The following is a 16,952-nucleotide window of genomic DNA, read 5'->3' as shown; positions in this document are numbered from 1 at the left end:
TCAGCTCGCGGCGTGGCGCTCCAGGAAGGTGTAGACGTCGGCCTCGTCCACCCCGGGGAAGGACCCCGGCGGCAGCGCGGCCAGGATGTGGGAGTTGCCGCGGGCCGAGGGCCAGGCGTACCCCTCCCAGCGCTGGGTCAGCTCGGTGGGCGGGCGGCGGCAGCAGTCGCCGCTGGGACAGCCGGACTTGGTGCGGGTGGTGGTCTCCCGGCCGCGGAACCAGCGCGACTCCCGGTAGGGGACGCCCAGGGTGATGGCGAAGTCGCGCTCGCGCGAGATGTCGACGTGGGCGAGGCAGAAGTAGGTGCCGGTGGGCGAGTCGGAGTACTGGTAGTGGACGGAGAAGCGGTCGGGTGACAGGAAGACCTGGCGCCCGGACCACTGCAGGCACATGCGCTGGCCCTCGATCGCGCCCTGCTCGTCGGCGGGGAAGACGATGCCGTCGTTCTCGTACGCCTTGTAGATGATCCCGTCGGCGTTGTTGCGGACGAAGTGGCAGACCAGGTCGAGGAAATTGGTCGCCAGGTTGGTGAAGCGGTGCGCGGCCATCTCGTAGGAGACGGCGAAGACGTCGCGCAGGTCCTCCACGCTCAGCGCGCGGTCCTTCTTGGCCTCCCGCAGGTACGGCACGGCGGCGGCCTCGGGCACCAGGACGGCGGCGGCGAAGTAGTTGGCCTCGGTCCGCTGGCGCAGGAAGTCGGCGAAGTCGCGGGGCCTGTGGTGGCCGAGGGAGAGGTGGCCGAGGGTCTGCAGCAGGATCGTGCGCGGGGTGTGCATGCCGACCTGCTCGTGCTTGACGTAGATGCGCCGGTTGCGCAGGTCGGAGATGGAGCGCACGGTGCGTGGCAGGTCCTGGACCGTCTGGACGGTGTAGCCGAAGTGGCTGACCAGCGCCTGGACGGTGCTCTGCGACAGCGCGCCCGAGCGGTAGCCGACCGCGGCGAGCGCCTCGGCGGCGGCCTGCTCGATCTCCGCGAAGTAGTTGCCCTGCTCGCGCTGCTTGCGGCGGAGCTCGGCGTTGGCGGCGCGGGCCTCCTCGGGGGTGGCGGTCCCCCTGGCCTGGCGTGACCGCAGCTCCCCGTAGAGGCCGAGGATGTGTTCGAGCACGTCGTTGGGGACGCGCGCGGAGATCTTCAGCCTGGCCAGGCCGAGCCCGGCGTACAGGGGGTCGCGCTGCGCCTCCTCCAGGGCCATCTCCAGCTGGGCCCTCCGGTTGGGGGCCTGCCTGCGGAGCAGCTCCTCGATCGGCACGTTGAGCGCGGCGGCCAGGGACTTCAGCAGCGACAGCTTCGGCTCGCGCTTGCCGTTCTCCAGCAGGGAGAGCTGGCTGGGCGCGCGACTCACGCGTTCGCCCAGGTCGGAGAGGGTGAGGCCGCGCTGCTTGCGCAGGTGTCTCAGCCGCTGGCCGAACGCGATGAGATCGAGCTCCTGCGTCAAGGAAAGCGGTTCTTCACCCACCAAAGATGCCATGACCCGATGCTAAACGAAATTTCCGAGGAATTTTCATCTCCCAGCGGGTCCTCGGGGCGAATGTCGCCGTACGCGCCCCCGGAGCGCCGGCCGGGGTCGTCCTGGCGGCGGGTTCCGGCCCGGCGACCGCGAGCGCCGCGCCCGCGCGCCGGAGGTTCCCGCCGCGCGGGAACCGGTGCGCGCCTCCGGAGGCGGCACCCCGGCGCCCGGTCCCGACACAAGAATTGGTCTAGTCCATAGTGAAAAGTATTAACTTCTTCTCATTCAAATACCGACGAGTATTGACCTTAGGAGAAGAATTTCCATTCTTTCGCACAGCTCGACCTTGTTTGACCGTTTCGTCCAGGCACACACTCGAAGTAGGCCACCCAGGGGACGAAAAGGAGTTACACGATGAATGATCGCCTCAAGGGAGCCGCAGACGAGCTGCGGCGCGAGTGGGAGACCAACCCTCGCTGGAAGGGGACCGAGCGGACCTACACGGCTGAGGACGTGGTTCGACTCCGGGGCTCCGTCCAGGAGGAACACACTCTCGCCCGGCTCGGCGCCGAGCGGCTGTGGGACCTGCTGAACACCGAGGAGTACGTGCACGCCCTGGGCGCCCTGACCGGCAACCAGGCCGTGCAGCAGATCAAGGCCGGGCTCAAGGCCATCTACCTGTCCGGCTGGCAGGTCGCCGCCGACGCCAACCTCGGCGGCCAGACCTACCCCGACCAGAGCCTCTACCCGGCCAACTCGGTCCCGGCCGTCGTGCGGCGCATCAACAACGCGCTGCTCCGCGCCGACCAGATCACCTGGTCGGAGGGCGACAGGGACGCGCCGCACTGGCTGGCGCCGATCGTGGCCGACGCCGAGGCCGGCTTCGGGGGCGTGCTGAACGCCTTCGAGCTGATGAAGGGCATGATCACCGCGGGTGCCGCCGGGGTGCACTGGGAGGACCAGCTCGCCTCCGAGAAGAAGTGCGGCCACCTGGGCGGCAAGGTGCTCGTCCCCACCGGCCAGCACATCAAGACCCTCAGCGCCGCCCGCCTCGCGGCGGACGTGCTGGGCGTGCCGACCCTGGTCATCGCGCGGACCGACGCTCAGGCCGCGACCCTGCTGACCACCGACGTCGACCCCCGCGACCAGGCCTTCACCACCGGCGACCGCACCGCGGAGGGCTTCTACCGGGTCCGCAACGGCGTGGACGCCTGCATCGCCCGCGGCCTGGCCTACGCCCCCCACTCCGACCTGCTCTGGATGGAGACCTCCACGCCGGACCTGGACGTGGCCCGCGAGTTCGCCGAGGCCATCAAGGCCGAGTATCCGGACCAGATGCTGTCCTACAACTGCTCGCCCTCGTTCAACTGGAAGAAGCACCTGGACGACTCCACCATCGCCAAGTTCCAGCGCGAGCTCGGCCACATGGGCTACAAGTTCCAGTTCATCACGCTGGCGGGCTTCCACTCGCTGAACCACTCGATGTTCGACCTCGCCCGGGGCTACGCCGAGGACGGCATGACCTCCTACGTCGAGCTCCAGGAGGCCGAGTTCGCCTCCGAGGCGCGCGGCTACACCGCCACCCGCCACCAGCGCGAGGTCGGCACCGGATACTTCGACCTGGTCAGCACGGCCATCGCGCCGGACTCCTCCACCACGGCCCTGAAGGGGTCGACGGAGGAGCAGCAGTTCGCAGAGGCTCACTGACTCTCCGGACCGAGCTCACCCGGACGACCTCCAGGGCATGGGACGGTTCCCCGGACGAGCTCGACGACCAGGTCGTCGACCGAGGCCCCGCCGCACGGATCTCCCCCGAGTCCGTACGGCGGGGCCTCCCCGTTCCCCGCCCCTCGCGGTCCGCGCACCGGCCGTACCGGCCCTTCCCGCACTCCGTTCTCCCACGGCCCGCGTTCCCGGGAGTCTCCCTCCCGGGAACGGCGGGCGGCGGACGGCGGGGCATCTCAGCGGCCGACGGCCTCGATGAGCTTGCGGCGCTGCTGGGTACCGAGGCCTCCCAGACGGCGTGCCTCGTCCACGTCGGCCTGCGCCATCAGCTGCGCGGCCTTGACCGTTCCGACTCCGGGCAGGGCTCGAAGGGCCTGTGACACCTTGATGCGCTTGGCGATGTCGTCCTCACGGCCAAGCAGTTGCTCCAGGCTGAGCGCGCCGTTCTTGACCTCGGCGAGGAGCTTGGCGCGAGCTGTGCGGGTCTCGGCGGCCTTGACCAGGGCGGCCTGACGCTGTTCGGGGGTGAGCTTGGGCAAAGCCATGGTGTTTTCTCCCTGATGACGGTAATTCCAGCGTCCTGCTACCCAAAGTCACCCGGTTAATCATCGGAGGACATACAGATAGATCCACAACACCCGTACTGTGCATCACGATATGCCCGTTTGGTTACCCCGCCCTTACCCGGTTCTCCGTAGCCTCGGGCTCATGGGTATCTGGCGAAGCCCTCAGGGCATCGAGGTTGAGGCGATCGTGGTTCGCGACGGCCCCTGTCTACTCGTCACCCGTCGGATCGACGGACGACGGGTCCTCGTGGCGTACTGCATGAGCATCCGCGAGGTCGGAGAGCACGTCGACCTGGCGGAGCTGGTCCCGGCGTAGGCGGGCCTCCCCGTATACGAACGATCAATGTTGGATCATGTCGGAGTCTTGTTCGGTACGCGTGTCAACTTCTGCGACCACTGGGGCGTCGAGTAGTCAGGGAGGCTCGATGGATGTTCTGGTCGGCCTCATTGACGAAGACCTCCTTCTGGAGCTCATCCTCGTCGAGGCACTGCACACCGAGGCGGAACGGCTGGCCGCCCAGCCCGACCGCTGAACGAGGACGGGTGCCCGCCACCTGAAACGGCGGGCGCCCGCGCCGCCCGCGCGGCGGGCGAAGGACGACGGACCGCGAGAGGTCCGGTCCCCGGGGAGCCGTCCCGGCGGCGAGGGAAGAATGGGGCTCGATTCACCGGGTGGTGATGGCGTTAACTGTTCCCCATGAACAAGCGCGAGCTGATCGAGAAGGCCGCCGCCGAGGCCGGGCTCACCCGGCGGCAGGCGGCCGCGGCTCTCGACGCGATCCTGGGGACGATCCAGACGGCCGTGGCGGCCGAGGACAAGGTGGCGATTCCCGGGTTCGGGTCCTTCGAGATGGTGCACAAGCCCGCACGGACCGGGCGAAACCCACAGACCGGGGAACCGCTGGAGATCGCGGAGACCTGGACGGCGAAGTTCAAGCCCAGCCCGGGGTTCATGGGCCTGATCCGCCAGCGCAAGAAGGACTGACCTTCCCGGGCCTTCTTGGGCCTTCTTGGGCCTTCCCGGGTCACGGCACCGTCCGGGAACGCCGCCGTCCGAGGGCGTCACCGTCCGGGGCTGTCACCGTCCTGAGGGATCGCCGTCCGAGACGCCGGGCGGGGCGAGACCGGGGGCGGGAAGACGGCGGCCCCCGGGGAAGTATCCATTCCCCGAGGGCCTGGAGTGCCGCCATATCGCGGCACCGGCACGTTTAAGGATCCGGGTCACTCATGATGAGGTCGCACTCTGCCATTAAGTTATAGACGCACGTGGAGCGTCCAGCGGGACTCGAACCCGCACTCGACCATCGTCGCCCGCATCCGCTCGATCCGGCGCCCGGCGGCGAATGCTGAATCTGGAGCGAGAGCCTGAGCTTGAGCGGCTGCCTCTGCCAGTTGGGCTATCCCGGCTCGACGGTGCCGGGAGAGGGACTCGAACCCCCACTGTGGCCGCGTGTCAGTCTGACGGTTCAGTTTCAGCTTCCGCGCTTTCGCGCATCCCCGTGCTCCAACGGGGAGTTCTGTGATCTTACCCGAGCAGGTAGCCCAGCACCTTCTCACCGACGCGCTGGTAGGTGATCTCGGTGCCGTTGGCCTCCTCGCGGGCGAACTTCACGGCGTTCTGCAGCCTGCCGACCCGCTCCAGGAGCTCGTTGACCCGCTTCTGCGGCACGGCTCCCGAGAAGGTGACCTTGGTCCAGAAGCCGACGACGATGTCCTCGTGGTAGACCTCGACCTGGGCCGGGTGCTTGTCGGTGGCCTCCGCCTTGACGTGGTTGCGGGGCACCTTCTTGGTACGGGTCGTCTTGACCGGCTCGGTCCGCCAGCAGTCGGTCGACTGGTCCAGCGTCCAGGCCTCGGCGGCGTCCAGGACGGGCAGCTTGGCGACGAAGGTGTGCAGGTCGACCAGCTGCTTCTCCAGGAACAGCAGGTAGGTGACGGGCACGTCCTCCAGGAGGGTGGAGCCGTCTACCTTCACGTCGGCCCGCGCGGAGCAGTTGGCCCAGTCCTTGGTGGCCGTGACGTCGAACAGCCGGGTGAGCGCGGCGCCCACCTGCTTGAGCAGGTCCTCACCCTGCACCTGCACCCGGGTCGACTCCGGGGGCAGCCGCTCGCCCTCGTCGTCGACAGGCTGGTAGGTCCGCGAGAGGCCCGACAGCAGGGCGTTCTTCTGGATCGTGTGGTAAGCGTCGGTCACCTTGCGCTGGGTGTCGGACTTGACGCCCTTCTCCACGGCGAGGATCTGGTTCAACTTGGTCGCCATGCGTGACACCGTATCGGGAAGATCACCCGCATAACATCGCTTTTCCGCAGATCACCCCTTGTCGTACCCGACCCTCCGGCGGCGTGGCCCCCGCCCGCCCTCACGACCACGCGCTCCGGGAAGCCGCGCGGCCTCGAAGGCCGCGCGGGGCTTTCAGCCGCGTACCGCGCGGGCGGACCAGCGGCCGTCGAGGTGGTCGACGCGCAGCGGACGCCCGAAGCACTCCGACAGGTTCTCCGCGGTCAGGATCTCCTCCACCGGCCCGCCCGCCTGGACCCGGGCGTCGCGCATCAGCAGGGCGTGGGTCGTGGTGGCCGGGACCTCCTCCAGGTGGTGGGTGACGGTGACCGTGGTCAGCGCCGGGCGGGTCGCCGCCAGGTCCTCCACGGCGGTGATCAGGTCCTCGCGCGCGGGCAGGTCGAGACCGGCGAACGGCTCGTCCAGCAGCAGGATCACCGGGTCGGCCATCAGCGCCCTGGCGACGCGGACGCGGGCCCGCTCCCCCTGGGAGCAGACGCGGAAAAGCCGGTCCGCGAGGTCCTTGCAGCCCATGTCGGCCAGCAGATGGTGGGCGCGCTCGTGCTCGGAGGGGCCGTAGCGGTCCCACAGCGGGGCGCTGCTCCCGGTGTGGCCGGTCAGGACGACGGTGTGCGCGGTGGCGCCCTCCTCCTCCAGCAACTCCTCGTCGACGAGCCTCTGGCTGGCCGCGACGAGGCCGAGGTGGCGGCGCAACTCCCGCAGGTCGACCCGGCCCAGCCGCTGGCCGAGCACGGTGACGGTCCCCTCGGTGGGATGGCGCACGGCGGCGGCCAGCGACAGCAGCGTGGTCTTCCCCGCGCCATTGGGCCCGAGCACCACCCAGTGCTCTCCGTATCCGACCCGCCAGCCGATGTCGTCCAGCAGGGTACGGCCGACCACCCGGACCCCGACGCCGCTCAGCTCCACCGCACCGGGCACAGACTCGCCCATCGGTATCCCCCTCCGCCTCGATTCGCGGCGCTCACTTTAACCGATGCACCGATATCTCCCGCGAATCATCCGAAAAGCGGGGTTCAGCCCATCTGCATGGAGGGACCCGGGGTGGGCTGCGGGGTGATGGTCGTCCCAGAGGGGGCGGGGGCGGTGGGTGTCGGGGACGGGCTCTCCCCGTCGCCGGTCTGCGGGATCTGGGTGAAGGAGGGCTTGGGGTTGCCCGAGGCCGTCGGGCAGTCCCCGGCCCTGCCCTTGCCCTTGCCCTTGGCGGTCGCGTCCGCGCAGTCCCGCGGGTCGTCGCCGTCGTCGGGCGAGTCGCCGGAGCCGCGGGGACCGCCGGGGCGCTCGGCCTCCGGATCCTCCCGGCCGTCACGGCCGTCATGACCGTCGAGGCCCGCGGTGGGCAGCGAGATGGTCCTGGTGGTGGTGATCTGAACGGTGGAGGGAGTGGTCGGCGACGGCACCCGCGGCCTGTCGGGGAGCGGGCGGGTGCCGGGGTGGAAGATGGAGCCGGAGGGGGTGCCCTCGGCCGGGAGGACCAGCGGCACCGGCTCGGGGACGCCGGGGCCGGCGGCCGGGCCGGACCCGCCGCCGCCGGTCGCGGCGGCCACGGTGACGGCCGCCATGGAGACCGTGGCCAGCGCCGCGAAGCCGGCCTGCGACAGGTGCGCGCCCTTGCGCGGGGCCCTGCGGGAACCCCTGCCGGAGATCTCCACGGGGACCGAGGGCTCGTCGTGGAGTGAGGAGGGCGACGAATACGGCGAGGGCAGGGCCGCGAGCCGTACCCTCCCCGCCCGCGGGGTGTGGGGCACCGGTGTCCAGATCTCCGCCAGCACCTCCGCGACCGCCTCGCGCAGGTCCCACGGGTCGCCCACGCCTCCCGCGGCGAGCAGCGCGCCGAGCAGGTCGGCGGCACTGGGCCGCTCGGCCGGGTTCTTGGCCAGGGACGCCTCGACGGCCGGGCGCAGCAGCGCGGGCACCGAGGCCACCCTCGGCGGCTCGACCAGGATGCGCCGGGTCAGCACGTCCGCCTCTCCGGCGCCGAAGGGGTGATGGCCGGTGGCCGCGTAGGCGATCAGGCAGCCCCAGGCGAAGACGTCGGAGGCGGGCAGCGCGAGCCCGCCGGTGAGCCGCTCGGGGGCGACCCAGCCGGGACTGCCCATGACCTGCCCCGCCTGCGTGTGCGCGGCGAGCACGTCGACGTCCCTGGCGATGCCGAAGTCGATCACCCGGGGGCCGGTGTCCGACAGCAGCACGTTGCCGGGCTTGAGGTCGCGGTGGACCAGCCCCGCCTTGTGCACCGCCACCAGGGCCGCCGCCACCCCCAGGGCGACGCCGTACGCCAGATCAGGGGTGAGCGGGCCGTGCGCGGAGACCACCTGGGACAGGGCGGGGCCGGGAACGTACTCCGAGACCAGGTAGGGGCGGTCCTTGTCGGTGCCGTCCTCGATCACGGCGGCGGTGCAGAAAGGCACCACTCTCCGGGAGAATTGCACTTCTTCGGCGAAACGGGCGCGGAGCGTGGCATCGTTGAGATGCATCGGGTGCGGCGTCTTGAGCGCCACCACCCCGCCCTGCGGGTGTTCGGCCAGATAGACGATGCCCATCCCGCCCACTCCGAGGCGGCCGAGCAGAAGGTAGCGGCCGATGATGACCGGGTCCCCGACGGTCAGCGGCCGCACACCGGTCGGCATGCCGTTCACAGGACCTGCTCCCCCACGTGCCATCCTCGTTGAGCCTCTCGTGCGCGGGCTACCGGCAAGCACACTGTGGCGGGATTTGAGCGTTCTTCGCTCCCGACCGGCCAGAAGGGATATGAGAGGTAAGGCGAATGATCCCTCAGGGTAAGGAATCCGTGGTGTGAGGGATGCCGTTGGGGCGGGGCGGGACGGTGTGACCAGCGGGAGAAGCCCGCGCCGCGTCTCGCGGGGGTACGACTCGGTACGCCTCAGGCGGCGGCGGAACCGGGGCGCCTCGCCCGCTTCCGGAGAACTGGAGCGGCCGCGTCCTCGGGGGCGAGGCCCGGCGCGGGAAGACCGGGGACGGGAAGGCCCGGCAGGAGAAGATCCGGCCCCGCGAGATCCGGCCCGGAAAGGTCCGGTACGGCGAGATCAGGTACGGCGAGATCAGGTACCGACAGATCCGACAGATCCGACAGATCCGACGCGGCCAGATCCGGCATCGCGAGGCTCCGCTTCGAGCCGTCACCGGCGGGCAGGAGGTCCTGGGCCGCGGCGAGGAAGCGGGCGATGTGCGAATACACCTGGCGGGCCTCGGGGACGACGTCGGCGAGGATGGCGAAGACGTGCGGCATGCGGGGCCACTCCTCGTACGTGACCGGCACCCCGGCCGCGCGGGCCCGCTCGGCCACGCGGCGGCCCTCGTCGCGCAGGACCTCGGTGGAGCCGGTGACGACCATCAGCGGGGGCAGGCCGGTGTAGTCGCCGAGTACCGGGGAGAGCAGGGGGTCGTGGGGGTCGAGACCCGCGGTCCAGCGGCGGGCCAGCCATTCGACGCGTCCCGCCGGGATCATCGGGTCGAGCAGCCGGTTGACCCTGCGGGGCGCGCCGGTGAGGTCCGCCCACGGGGAGAGGCAGACGGCGGCGGCCGGCAGCGGCATGCCCCGGTCGCGGAGCGCCAGGAGCGTCGCCAGGGTGAGGTGGCCTCCGGCGGAGTCCCCGCCGAAGACGATGTCGGCGGGGTCGTACCCCCGCCCCAGGAGACATCGGTAGGCGGCGATTCCGTCCTCAAGGGCCTCGGCCGGCCTGTGGACGGGGCCCTGACGGTAGTCGACCGCCAGCACCGGGCGCCGGGCCGCGGCCGACAGGCGCCAGGTGATCGGCCGGTGGGTCGCCGGGGAGCAGGCGAAGTAGCCCCCGCCGTGGAAGTAGAGCAGGACCTTGCCCTCGTCGAGCTCCTCCCCCGCGCGGACCCACTCCCCCGGGCACGGCCCGGCCTCGTCGGGGGTCACCTGGACGTGGACGGGCAGGCGGAACGGCACCCTGCCCGCCAGCGCGACGATGCGGGAGGCCGCGGCGAAGCCGACGTCGTTTCTCAGCAACAGGTCGGAGATGGGCTTGAAGGTGCCACGCATGATCGCGTTGAGGGTCGCGGCCTGCCAGCTGAAGGGATAGGCCGGACTGACGTCCATATTGATCTCGTCGCGCATGGGGGACCTCCACAAAAGGACATTCCCCCCAGAATGGGCTTCTATCGGCGATTGGACATGTCAGAGAGATTACAAATAAGTATCACGCAGGTATAGGTCACTCTCCGATCACGCCCGTACACGCAACGCGACCGCTCCTGGAGCCCCGGCCCGCCCCCGGGGGGGCCGCCGAAAATCCGTTGCCTCTCCCCGGAGCGCCTACGAGGATAGGAGGGTTTTCCTGACACCTTCCGGGAGGCAGCCTTCCTGCTCTACGCGCGCATCGCCGGCTACGGCTTCCGCCGCCACTCCACCTACCGTGCCGCCGCCATCGCCGGAGCCTTCACCAACACCGTCTTCGGCATCCTCCGCGCCTACGTCCTGATCGCCCTGTGGGAGGCCCGGCCCGGCCTCGCCGGGTACGACCTCGCCGACGCCGTCACCTTCTGCTTCCTCAGCCAGGCCTTCATCGGCCCCATGCAGGTCTTCGGCGGCGGCCTGGAACTCTCCGAGCGCGTACGCAGCGGAGACGTCGCCCTCGACCTGCTCCGCCCCGCGTCCCTGCAGATGTGGAGCCTCGCCGACGACCTCGGCCGGGCCGCCTACCTCTTCCTCGTCCGCAGCCTGCCGCCCACGGCCGTCGGCGCCGCGCTGTTCGGCCTCGTCGTACCGGGCGACCCGCTGACCTGGCTGTCCTTCACGGCCGGTTTCGTCCTCGCGGTGGTCGTCAGCTTCGCCCTGCGCTATCTGGTCGCACTGTCCGCCTGCTGGGTGATCGACGACCGGGGGGTGCAGACGATGTCGCTGGTGATGACCTTCTTCTTCAGCGGCATGGTCCTGCCCCTCAACCTCTTCCCCGGCTGGCTCGGCACCCTGGCCGAGGCGCTCCCCTGGTCGGCCATGGTCCAGGTCCCCGCCGACCTGTACCTCGGCAAGCGCGACATCCTGGAGGCCCTGGGGTTCCAGGCCGCGTGGGCGGTGGCGCTGCTGGCCCTGGGAGCCCTGGCCACGAGCGCGGCCCGCAGGAAGGTCGTGATCCAGGGTGGATGACGACCACGAGGACGGGCCCGCCGCGCGCGGGACCGTCGAGAAGAGCCGACCACGGGGACGCCGGGGAGAGGCGGCCGGGCGGGGCGGGCGACGGGGACGCCGGAGGGAGACGGCCGTGGGGGGTGCGCGATGGTGAGGACGTACCTCCTGCTGGCCTGGACCTGGCTGAGGGCCTCGGCGCAGTACCCGGGGTCGTTGATCATGATGACGCTGGGCTCGTTCGTGGTCAACGCGCTGGACGTGGCGGCGATCTGGGTGATCTTCGAGCACACCGAGTCGCTCGGCGGCTTCGCGCTGACCGAGGTGATGTTCCTGTACGGCACCGCCGGCCTGTCCTTCGCGCTGGCCGACATGCTCTTCGGCAACGTCGACCGGCTCAGCCAGCAGGTCAGGAGCGGCGGCTTCGACACCATGCTGATCCGCCCGGCGAGCGCGTTCACGCAGATGGCCGTCGACCGCTTCGGGGTGCACCGCTTCGGCAGGACGGCCCAGGCCGCCGTCGTGCTCGCCCTGGCCCTGCCCCAGCTCGGCCTCTCCTGGAACAGGGCCTGGATGATCCCGCTGATGGTCGTCTGCGGGCTCGTCATCTTCACCGCGATCTTCACCCTCGGCGGGGCCCTGCAGTTCCTGCTGACCGACGCCCCCGAGGTGGCCAACGCCTTCACCTACGGAGGCGGCACCCTCACCCAATACCCCCTGAGCGTCTACGGCTCCGAGATGGTCAAGGGCGTCACCTTCGTCGTGCCGCTGGCGTTCGTGAACTGGCAGCCCGCGCTGTTCGTGCTCGACCGCGACGACCCCCTCGGCCTGCCGTACTGGCTCCGCTTCGCCTCGCCCCTGGCGGCCGTCACCCTGGCCGCCGTCGCCGCCCTCGCCTGGCGGGCGGGCATCCGCCGCTATCGCTCGACGGGAAGTTGACACATGATCGAACTCGACCGGGTCGGCCGCTCGTTCACCGTGGGCCGCCGCAGGACCAAGAAGACCGTGCACGCCGTACGGGACCTGTCGTTCACCGTGGAGGCCGGGGAGTTCGTCGGCTACCTCGGCCCCAACGGCGCGGGCAAGTCCACCACCATCAAGATGCTCACCGGCATCCTGGCCCCGACCTCGGGCAGCATCCGGGTGGCCGGGCTCGATCCGACCCGTCGCCGTACGACGCTGGCGCGCAGGATCGGGGTGGTGTTCGGCCAGCGGACGACCCTGTGGTGGGACCTGCCGCTGCGGGACAGTTTCGAGCTGGTCCGGCACCTTTACAAAGTAGATCAGCCGGATTTCCGGCGGAGGCTGGCCGAGCTGACCGAACTCCTCGGCCTCGACGACTTCATGACCACCCCCGTCCGCCAGCTCAGCCTCGGCCAGCGCATGCGCGGCGACATCACCGCCGCCCTCCTGCACGACCCCGCCGTGCTGGTCCTCGACGAGCCCACGATCGGCCTGGACGTGGTCAGCAAGGCCGCCATGCGCGACTTCCTCCGGCGCCTCAACGCCGACCGGGGCACCACCGTCCTGCTCACCACCCACGACATGGGCGACATCGAGAAGCTCTGCCGCCGCGTGATGCTGATCGACCACGGCAGCCTGGCCTTCGACGGCACCCTCGACGACCTGCGCGCCACCGCCCCCGGGGAGGATTCCATGGAGGAGGTGGTCGCCCGCCTCTACTCCGGCTGACCTCCGGCCCCGGCACCGGGCCTTACACCACCCGCCCGGCTCCCGAGGGGACTTACTCCGAATACCCGCCAAAGCAAATGTGATGTTCATCACATCTGATGATCGCCACGGGGGCACCGGGAGACTCCCCGGCGAGGGGTTGAAGCCACCTTGACCCGAGCTGTCTCCTCCATACACAAAACCGGCCTCCGGGAGGCGTTCCACTTCTCTCTTTACCTGTGGGATCCCCTACATATGGCCGAAAATGCCATCGGGAGGGCATAGGTAAAGTGCGGCCCGGAAAGGCCGAGTGATCGCTGGGACGGGCAATCGGATCATCGGCAACGGCCCCGGAAAAGTGCCTCCGAGCAGGGCGTTCTTCAAGGTGGGAGGGGCTTTCGTGGGAGTGACACTGCCACCTTGTCAAATGGGTTCTGACATACCGTAATCCCTATGGACAGCGACAAACTCCTAGGTGAGTTCCTCCGCGCCCGGCGTGAACTCATCACCCCTGAGCAGGTGGGCCTCCTGCCGTCGGGTTCCCGGCGGACACCGGGGCTGCGCCGGGAAGAGGTCGCGATGCTGGCCGGTGTCAGCACCGACTACTACATCCGCCTGGAACAGGGACGGGAACGTCACCCCTCCGATCGAGTGCTCGGTGCCCTCAGTCAGGTCCTCAACCTCAGTGCCGACGCCACGGCGTACCTGCACGACCTGGCGCACCCCAGGCCACGGCAGATCAGAGCCCCCGACCAGCCGGGCCAGGTCAAACCGGCGCTGCTGCGGCTGATACGGAGCTGGCCCTACACCCCGGCGATCGTGACCAGCCGCTGGATGGACGTGCTGGGTTCGAACCAGATGGCCGACGCCCTCTACGACGGGCTGGACCACAGGGACAACCTGCTCCGGCTGATCTTCCTGAACCCCGCCTCCCGCCGGTTCTACCGCGACTGGGAGGAATCCGCCCGTTCCAAGGTGGCCCAGCTGCGCGCCCTCTCGGGCGCGGACCTGGACGATCCGTACCTGACCGACCTGGTCGGCGAGCTCTCGCTCAAGAGCACGGACTTCCGCCGCCTGTGGGCGCGCCACGACGTGTCCACCGAGAACGTCGCGACCAGGCGCTTCCACCACCGTGACGTCGGCGACCTGACGCTCACGTACGAGCTGTTCAACATCAACGGCGCCCTCAACCAGAAGCTGATCGTCTTCCAGGCGGAGCCAGGAAGCCCCTCCGCTCACGCCCTCGACCTGCTGGGCAGCCTCGCGGCGCTGACGTCGCCATGAAGGGGTCGCGCCTGCGCTCGATCCAAGCGCGCTACACGATCATCACGACGGCGTTGCTGCTGGTCATCCTCGCCCTGGTGGGAGCGAGCATCGACATGGCGATCCGCTACCGGATCCAGGACGACGTCTTCGGCAACACCGAGCGGGTCGCCAGCCAGTGGAGCGCGCTGGTGCGGATCGGCAGCATCCCCAACCCGATCCCCGTCACCGCCCCGGTCGACCTCGTCCAGCTGGTGAGCGCCCACGGCGTGGTCCTGAACTCCAGCAGGCAGGCCATGGACATGGCGCCGATAAGCTCCACCCGCCCCCCGCCCGACGACCGGTTCCAGCAGCTGACCGAGGGATCCCTCATGGTCATGGCCATCCGGGTCTCCCCGGCGGCCGACTCCCCCGTCGTCTACGCGGGCCTTGAGGAGCCCGCCATCCTGCACAAGCACCACCTGGAGTACTTCATCAGCGCGGGTGCCCTCATTCTCCTGGCCCTCGCGGCCTGGATGACCTGGTGTGTCGTGGGACGAACGCTACGGCCGGTGGCGGCGATCCGGGCGCGGATGTCCGAGATCACGGTGAGCGACCTGAGCCTACGGGTGCCCATCCCCTCGGGCGAGGACGAGATCGCGCTGCTCGCCCGCACCGCCAACCAGACCCTGGCACGGCTGGAGGAGGCCGTGGAGCAGCAGCGCCGTTTCGCCTCCACCGCCTCCCACGAGCTCAGGACCCCGATCGCGGGCCTGCGCGTGCAACTGGAGGAGGCACTGCTCTACCCCGACGACACCGATCCGCGCGAGACCATCCGGGGGGCGCTGACGGCCAGCGGCCGGCTGGAGGCGATCGTCAACGACCTGCTGCAACTGGCCCGGCTGCGCGCCGCCGACCCCGCGCCACAGGAGCTGATCGATCTCGGCGCCCTCGTGACGGAGGAGGCGGCCCAGGGCACCGGGATGCCGGTACGGGTCCACGCGGCCACCCAGGTGTGGGTCCGCGGCTCCCGTATCCAGCTGATCCGGGTGGTGGGCAACCTCCTGAGCAACGCGCGACGGCACGCCAACAGCTGTGTCGGGGTCTCCGTCGGCCTCGCGGACGGCAAGGCCGTCGTGGCCGTGGTCGACGACGGGGTCGGGGTCGCGCCCGCCGACCGCGAGCGCGTCTTCGAACGCTTCACCCGCCTGGACGACGGGCGTCTGCGCGACTCCGGCGGCAGCGGGCTCGGCCTCGCCATCTCCCGCGACATCGCCCACGCCCACCAGGGAACCCTGCTGATCGAGGACTCCCCGCGAGGTGCCCGGTTCGTCCTGCGGCTCCCGCTGTCGGACACGCGGCCACCCGGAAGCGATCCGGAGGCTCAGCCCGGCGGTACGGGGAAGGCCCTCCCACCCTCCAGGCGGACCACCGGCAAGGAACCCGCCAGCAAGGAGTCCTCCGGTAAGGAAGGCATCGGCGGGAAGGGCACCGGTGAAAGGAGCGTCCGCGAAAAGGGCGCCGGCGAGGAGAGCATCGGCGAGAAGGACCCGGTCGGCTGGGCCGGTCACCACCGGCGGTGACGCCCCGGCGACGACAGGTGCGGCGGGTACGGGGATGACCGGGGTCACCGCGCGGCGGTGACGCCCCGGCGACGACGGGTGCGGCGGGTACGGGGGTGACCGAGGTGACGGACATGGGATCCGGTGATCGGAAACTCAGCGGTAGCCCTGCTCGTCGGACTCCTCGTACTCCCCTTCGTCTCCCCGGAACCGCGGCGCCCAGCGGGAGGGCATCAGCACCGGCAGGAACAGCAGGATGCCGAGGAGCGCGTAGACACCGGTGGTCAGCAGCAGGCCCATGCCACGACCGGCCTGCAGGAGCACCTGGTGGAAGGTCGGGTCGTCGGGGACCAGGCCCATGGCGCGCCTGACGTCCAGGGCGTAGACGACGGTCCAGGCGAGCAGGACCATCGACGGGACGAAGGTCGCGAGCGGGGAGACACGGCCGGCGACCACCAGGCCGATCAGGAGGCCGATGCCGGCCATCACCCCGAGGGCGATCCAGGTTTTCGAACCGCTCTCCGCAGGGAGGGGAACCAGGCTCGCCCCCGCCTCCTGCACGGCCCAGCCCGCGCCGAAGAGGAGCACGGCCGCCACGACCAGTCCGACAAGCACCCCAACGACGTGCCGCATCGCCACCACCTCGGCTTGAAGGACCTGCCACGGTCGCGGCAACCATAGCGACAAAAACTTCAAAACGGCAGATACCAAGGGGGCGTGAGAACATATGAGTCACCATGCGCGCCTGTCTCCCATTACGCCTCATGCGCGCGGCCACTTTCTCGGCCGTCTGCCTGGCGCTCTCCGTCCTGGGCCACGTGGCCGCGGGCGGTTCGTGGCCGCGGCCGTGGGTGGTGGCCGCGGCGGGCGCGGCGGTCATGGCGATGGCCGCGCTGCTCGCGGGACGGGAGCGATCCACGGTGACGATCAGCGCCGGGCTCGCCACCCTGCAGCTGTCGCTGCACGAGGTGCTCGCCCTCGGCGGCGCGGCGGGGCTCCCACCTTCGCACCCGCACGTCAGGGGGCTGGGCGAGAGCCTCGGCATGCTCGTCGCGCATCTCACCGCGACCCTGATCACCGGATGGTGGCTGGCCCGCGGCGAGAGCACCCTGTGGGCGCTGCTCCGTTCGGCCGGCCGCCGTCTCTGCGCCGTGTTCCCGCTGCTGCGGGCCCCGGCGGTCGTCGCCGCCCCGTCGCGCCCCGCGTACGCCCCGGTCACGCCCGTTTCCCCGCGTGCCGTCCTCCGTCACTCCGTCAGCCGGCGCGGTCCTCCGCTTCCCGCCCGCTGACCCGGCCCCGGAAACCAGCAAACCTCTAAGTGGAGAACC

The 16,952-nt window shown here is 70.3% G+C and carries 16 protein-coding genes; 9 read left to right on the top strand and 7 right to left on the bottom strand.

Features of this window, described 5'->3' with window-relative positions; genetic code table 11:
* Positions 1-1,470 (bottom strand): helix-turn-helix domain-containing protein, encoded by a 1,470-nt coding sequence (locus tag ACSDR0_RS30760; RefSeq protein ID WP_435292400.1) that lies wholly within the window; start codon positions 1,468-1,470, stop codon positions 1-3.
* A gap of 393 nt (positions 1,471-1,863) precedes the next feature.
* On the opposite strand from ACSDR0_RS30760, the gene aceA reads away from it, so the two are divergent.
* The gene (gene aceA / locus ACSDR0_RS30755; protein WP_435292399.1) at positions 1,864-3,156 is read left to right on the top strand and encodes an isocitrate lyase; all 1,293 of its coding nucleotides are present in this window, start codon (positions 1,864-1,866) and stop codon (positions 3,154-3,156) included.
* A 254-nt stretch (positions 3,157-3,410) separates the two neighbouring features.
* On the opposite strand, the gene mihF is transcribed toward aceA, so the two are convergent.
* On the bottom strand, positions 3,411-3,719 hold the full coding sequence (mihF, locus tag ACSDR0_RS30750; protein WP_344750230.1) for an integration host factor, actinobacterial type: 309 nt from the start codon (positions 3,717-3,719) through the stop codon (positions 3,411-3,413).
* A gap of 163 nt (positions 3,720-3,882) precedes the next feature.
* On the opposite strand from mihF, the gene ACSDR0_RS30745 reads away from it, so the two are divergent.
* Together ACSDR0_RS30745 and ACSDR0_RS30740 are read left to right on the top strand one after the other, a co-directional pair.
* The gene (locus ACSDR0_RS30745; RefSeq protein ID WP_362506059.1) at positions 3,883-4,056 is read left to right on the top strand and encodes a hypothetical protein; all 174 of its coding nucleotides are present in this window, start codon (positions 3,883-3,885) and stop codon (positions 4,054-4,056) included.
* A 381-nt stretch (positions 4,057-4,437) separates the two neighbouring features.
* Complete coding sequence (locus ACSDR0_RS30740) at positions 4,438-4,725, top strand: HU family DNA-binding protein (protein ID WP_435292398.1); 288 nt, start codon at positions 4,438-4,440, stop codon at positions 4,723-4,725.
* 540 nt (positions 4,726-5,265) lie between these two features.
* On the opposite strand, the gene ACSDR0_RS30735 is transcribed toward ACSDR0_RS30740, so the two are convergent.
* From ACSDR0_RS30735 to ACSDR0_RS30720, 4 genes are all read right to left on the bottom strand, one after another.
* Entirely contained in the window at positions 5,266-6,000 is a 735-nt protein-coding gene (locus ACSDR0_RS30735; RefSeq protein ID WP_435292397.1) for a hypothetical protein, read from the bottom strand.
* Between the two features lie 153 nt (positions 6,001-6,153).
* The gene (locus ACSDR0_RS30730) at positions 6,154-6,969 is read right to left on the bottom strand and encodes an ABC transporter ATP-binding protein (RefSeq protein WP_435292396.1); all 816 of its coding nucleotides are present in this window, start codon (positions 6,967-6,969) and stop codon (positions 6,154-6,156) included.
* Positions 6,970-7,052: 83 nt separating this feature from the next.
* Positions 7,053-8,666 carry a serine/threonine-protein kinase gene (locus tag ACSDR0_RS30725; protein ID WP_435292444.1) on the bottom strand — a complete coding sequence of 538 codons (1,614 nt, stop codon included), beginning with the start codon at positions 8,664-8,666 and terminating at the stop codon, positions 7,053-7,055.
* Positions 8,667-8,920: 254 nt separating this feature from the next.
* Positions 8,921-10,141, bottom strand: coding sequence for an alpha/beta hydrolase (locus ACSDR0_RS30720; RefSeq protein WP_435292395.1), 1,221 nt, complete (start codon positions 10,139-10,141; stop codon positions 8,921-8,923).
* 246 nt (positions 10,142-10,387) lie between these two features.
* Here ACSDR0_RS30720 and ACSDR0_RS30715 point away from each other — a divergent pair, with 246 nt between their 5' ends.
* From ACSDR0_RS30715 to ACSDR0_RS30695, 5 genes are all read left to right on the top strand, one after another.
* Entirely contained in the window at positions 10,388-11,170 is a 783-nt protein-coding gene (locus ACSDR0_RS30715; RefSeq protein ID WP_435292443.1) for an ABC transporter permease, read from the top strand.
* 129 nt (positions 11,171-11,299) lie between these two features.
* Positions 11,300-12,088, top strand: a complete 789-nt coding sequence (locus ACSDR0_RS30710; protein ID WP_435292394.1) for an ABC transporter permease — start codon at positions 11,300-11,302, stop codon at positions 12,086-12,088.
* Positions 12,089-12,091: 3 nt separating this feature from the next.
* Positions 12,092-12,841: an ABC transporter ATP-binding protein gene (locus ACSDR0_RS30705; protein ID WP_435292393.1), complete on the top strand. Its 750-nt coding sequence runs from the start codon at positions 12,092-12,094 to the stop codon at positions 12,839-12,841.
* Positions 12,842-13,273: 432 nt separating this feature from the next.
* Positions 13,274-14,104: a helix-turn-helix domain-containing protein gene (locus tag ACSDR0_RS30700; RefSeq protein WP_435292392.1), complete on the top strand. Its 831-nt coding sequence runs from the start codon at positions 13,274-13,276 to the stop codon at positions 14,102-14,104.
* A complete protein-coding gene (locus ACSDR0_RS30695) occupies positions 14,101-15,645 on the top strand; it encodes a sensor histidine kinase (protein WP_435292391.1) in 1,545 nt (514 codons plus the stop codon). The genes ACSDR0_RS30700 and ACSDR0_RS30695 overlap by 4 nt, the downstream gene beginning before the upstream one ends.
* Before the next feature lie 135 nt (positions 15,646-15,780).
* Here the strand turns inward: ACSDR0_RS30695 and ACSDR0_RS30690 are convergent, their stop codons facing one another.
* Positions 15,781-16,257: a hypothetical protein gene (locus tag ACSDR0_RS30690; RefSeq protein WP_435292390.1), complete on the bottom strand. Its 477-nt coding sequence runs from the start codon at positions 16,255-16,257 to the stop codon at positions 15,781-15,783.
* A 131-nt stretch (positions 16,258-16,388) separates the two neighbouring features.
* On the opposite strand from ACSDR0_RS30690, the gene ACSDR0_RS30685 reads away from it, so the two are divergent.
* A complete protein-coding gene (locus tag ACSDR0_RS30685; protein WP_435292389.1) occupies positions 16,389-16,913 on the top strand; it encodes an MFS transporter in 525 nt (174 codons plus the stop codon).
* The last annotated feature ends 39 nt before the right edge of the window (positions 16,914-16,952 follow it).

It is taken from the genome of Streptosporangium sp. G11 (assembly GCF_051192615.1).
Classification (GTDB): domain Bacteria; phylum Actinomycetota; class Actinomycetes; order Streptosporangiales; family Streptosporangiaceae; genus Streptosporangium.
This window is presented reverse-complemented; position numbering and strand designations above follow the sequence as displayed.

Bases quoted from the DNA above. Each gene is read 5' to 3' on its own strand.
- ACSDR0_RS30760 (WP_435292400.1), bottom strand. From the start codon at position 1,470: ATGGCATCTTTGGTGGGTGAAGAACCGCTTTCCTTGACGCAGGAGCTC.
- aceA (WP_435292399.1), top strand. From the start codon at position 1,864: ATGAATGATCGCCTCAAGGGAGCCGCAGACGAGCTGCGGCGCGAGTGG.
- mihF (WP_344750230.1), bottom strand. From the start codon at position 3,719: ATGGCTTTGCCCAAGCTCACCCCCGAACAGCGTCAGGCCGCCCTGGTC.
- ACSDR0_RS30745 (WP_362506059.1), top strand. From the start codon at position 3,883: ATGGGTATCTGGCGAAGCCCTCAGGGCATCGAGGTTGAGGCGATCGTG.
- ACSDR0_RS30740 (WP_435292398.1), top strand. From the start codon at position 4,438: ATGAACAAGCGCGAGCTGATCGAGAAGGCCGCCGCCGAGGCCGGGCTC.
- ACSDR0_RS30735 (WP_435292397.1), bottom strand. From the start codon at position 6,000: ATGGCGACCAAGTTGAACCAGATCCTCGCCGTGGAGAAGGGCGTCAAG.
- ACSDR0_RS30730 (WP_435292396.1), bottom strand. From the start codon at position 6,969: ATGGGCGAGTCTGTGCCCGGTGCGGTGGAGCTGAGCGGCGTCGGGGTC.
- ACSDR0_RS30725 (WP_435292444.1), bottom strand. From the start codon at position 8,666: ATGCCGACCGGTGTGCGGCCGCTGACCGTCGGGGACCCGGTCATCATC.
- ACSDR0_RS30720 (WP_435292395.1), bottom strand. From the start codon at position 10,141: ATGCGCGACGAGATCAATATGGACGTCAGTCCGGCCTATCCCTTCAGC.
- ACSDR0_RS30710 (WP_435292394.1), top strand. From the start codon at position 11,300: ATGGTGAGGACGTACCTCCTGCTGGCCTGGACCTGGCTGAGGGCCTCG.
- ACSDR0_RS30705 (WP_435292393.1), top strand. From the start codon at position 12,092: ATGATCGAACTCGACCGGGTCGGCCGCTCGTTCACCGTGGGCCGCCGC.
- ACSDR0_RS30700 (WP_435292392.1), top strand. From the start codon at position 13,274: ATGGACAGCGACAAACTCCTAGGTGAGTTCCTCCGCGCCCGGCGTGAA.
- ACSDR0_RS30695 (WP_435292391.1), top strand. From the start codon at position 14,101: ATGAAGGGGTCGCGCCTGCGCTCGATCCAAGCGCGCTACACGATCATC.
- ACSDR0_RS30690 (WP_435292390.1), bottom strand. From the start codon at position 16,257: ATGCGGCACGTCGTTGGGGTGCTTGTCGGACTGGTCGTGGCGGCCGTG.
- ACSDR0_RS30685 (WP_435292389.1), top strand. From the start codon at position 16,389: ATGCGCGCGGCCACTTTCTCGGCCGTCTGCCTGGCGCTCTCCGTCCTG.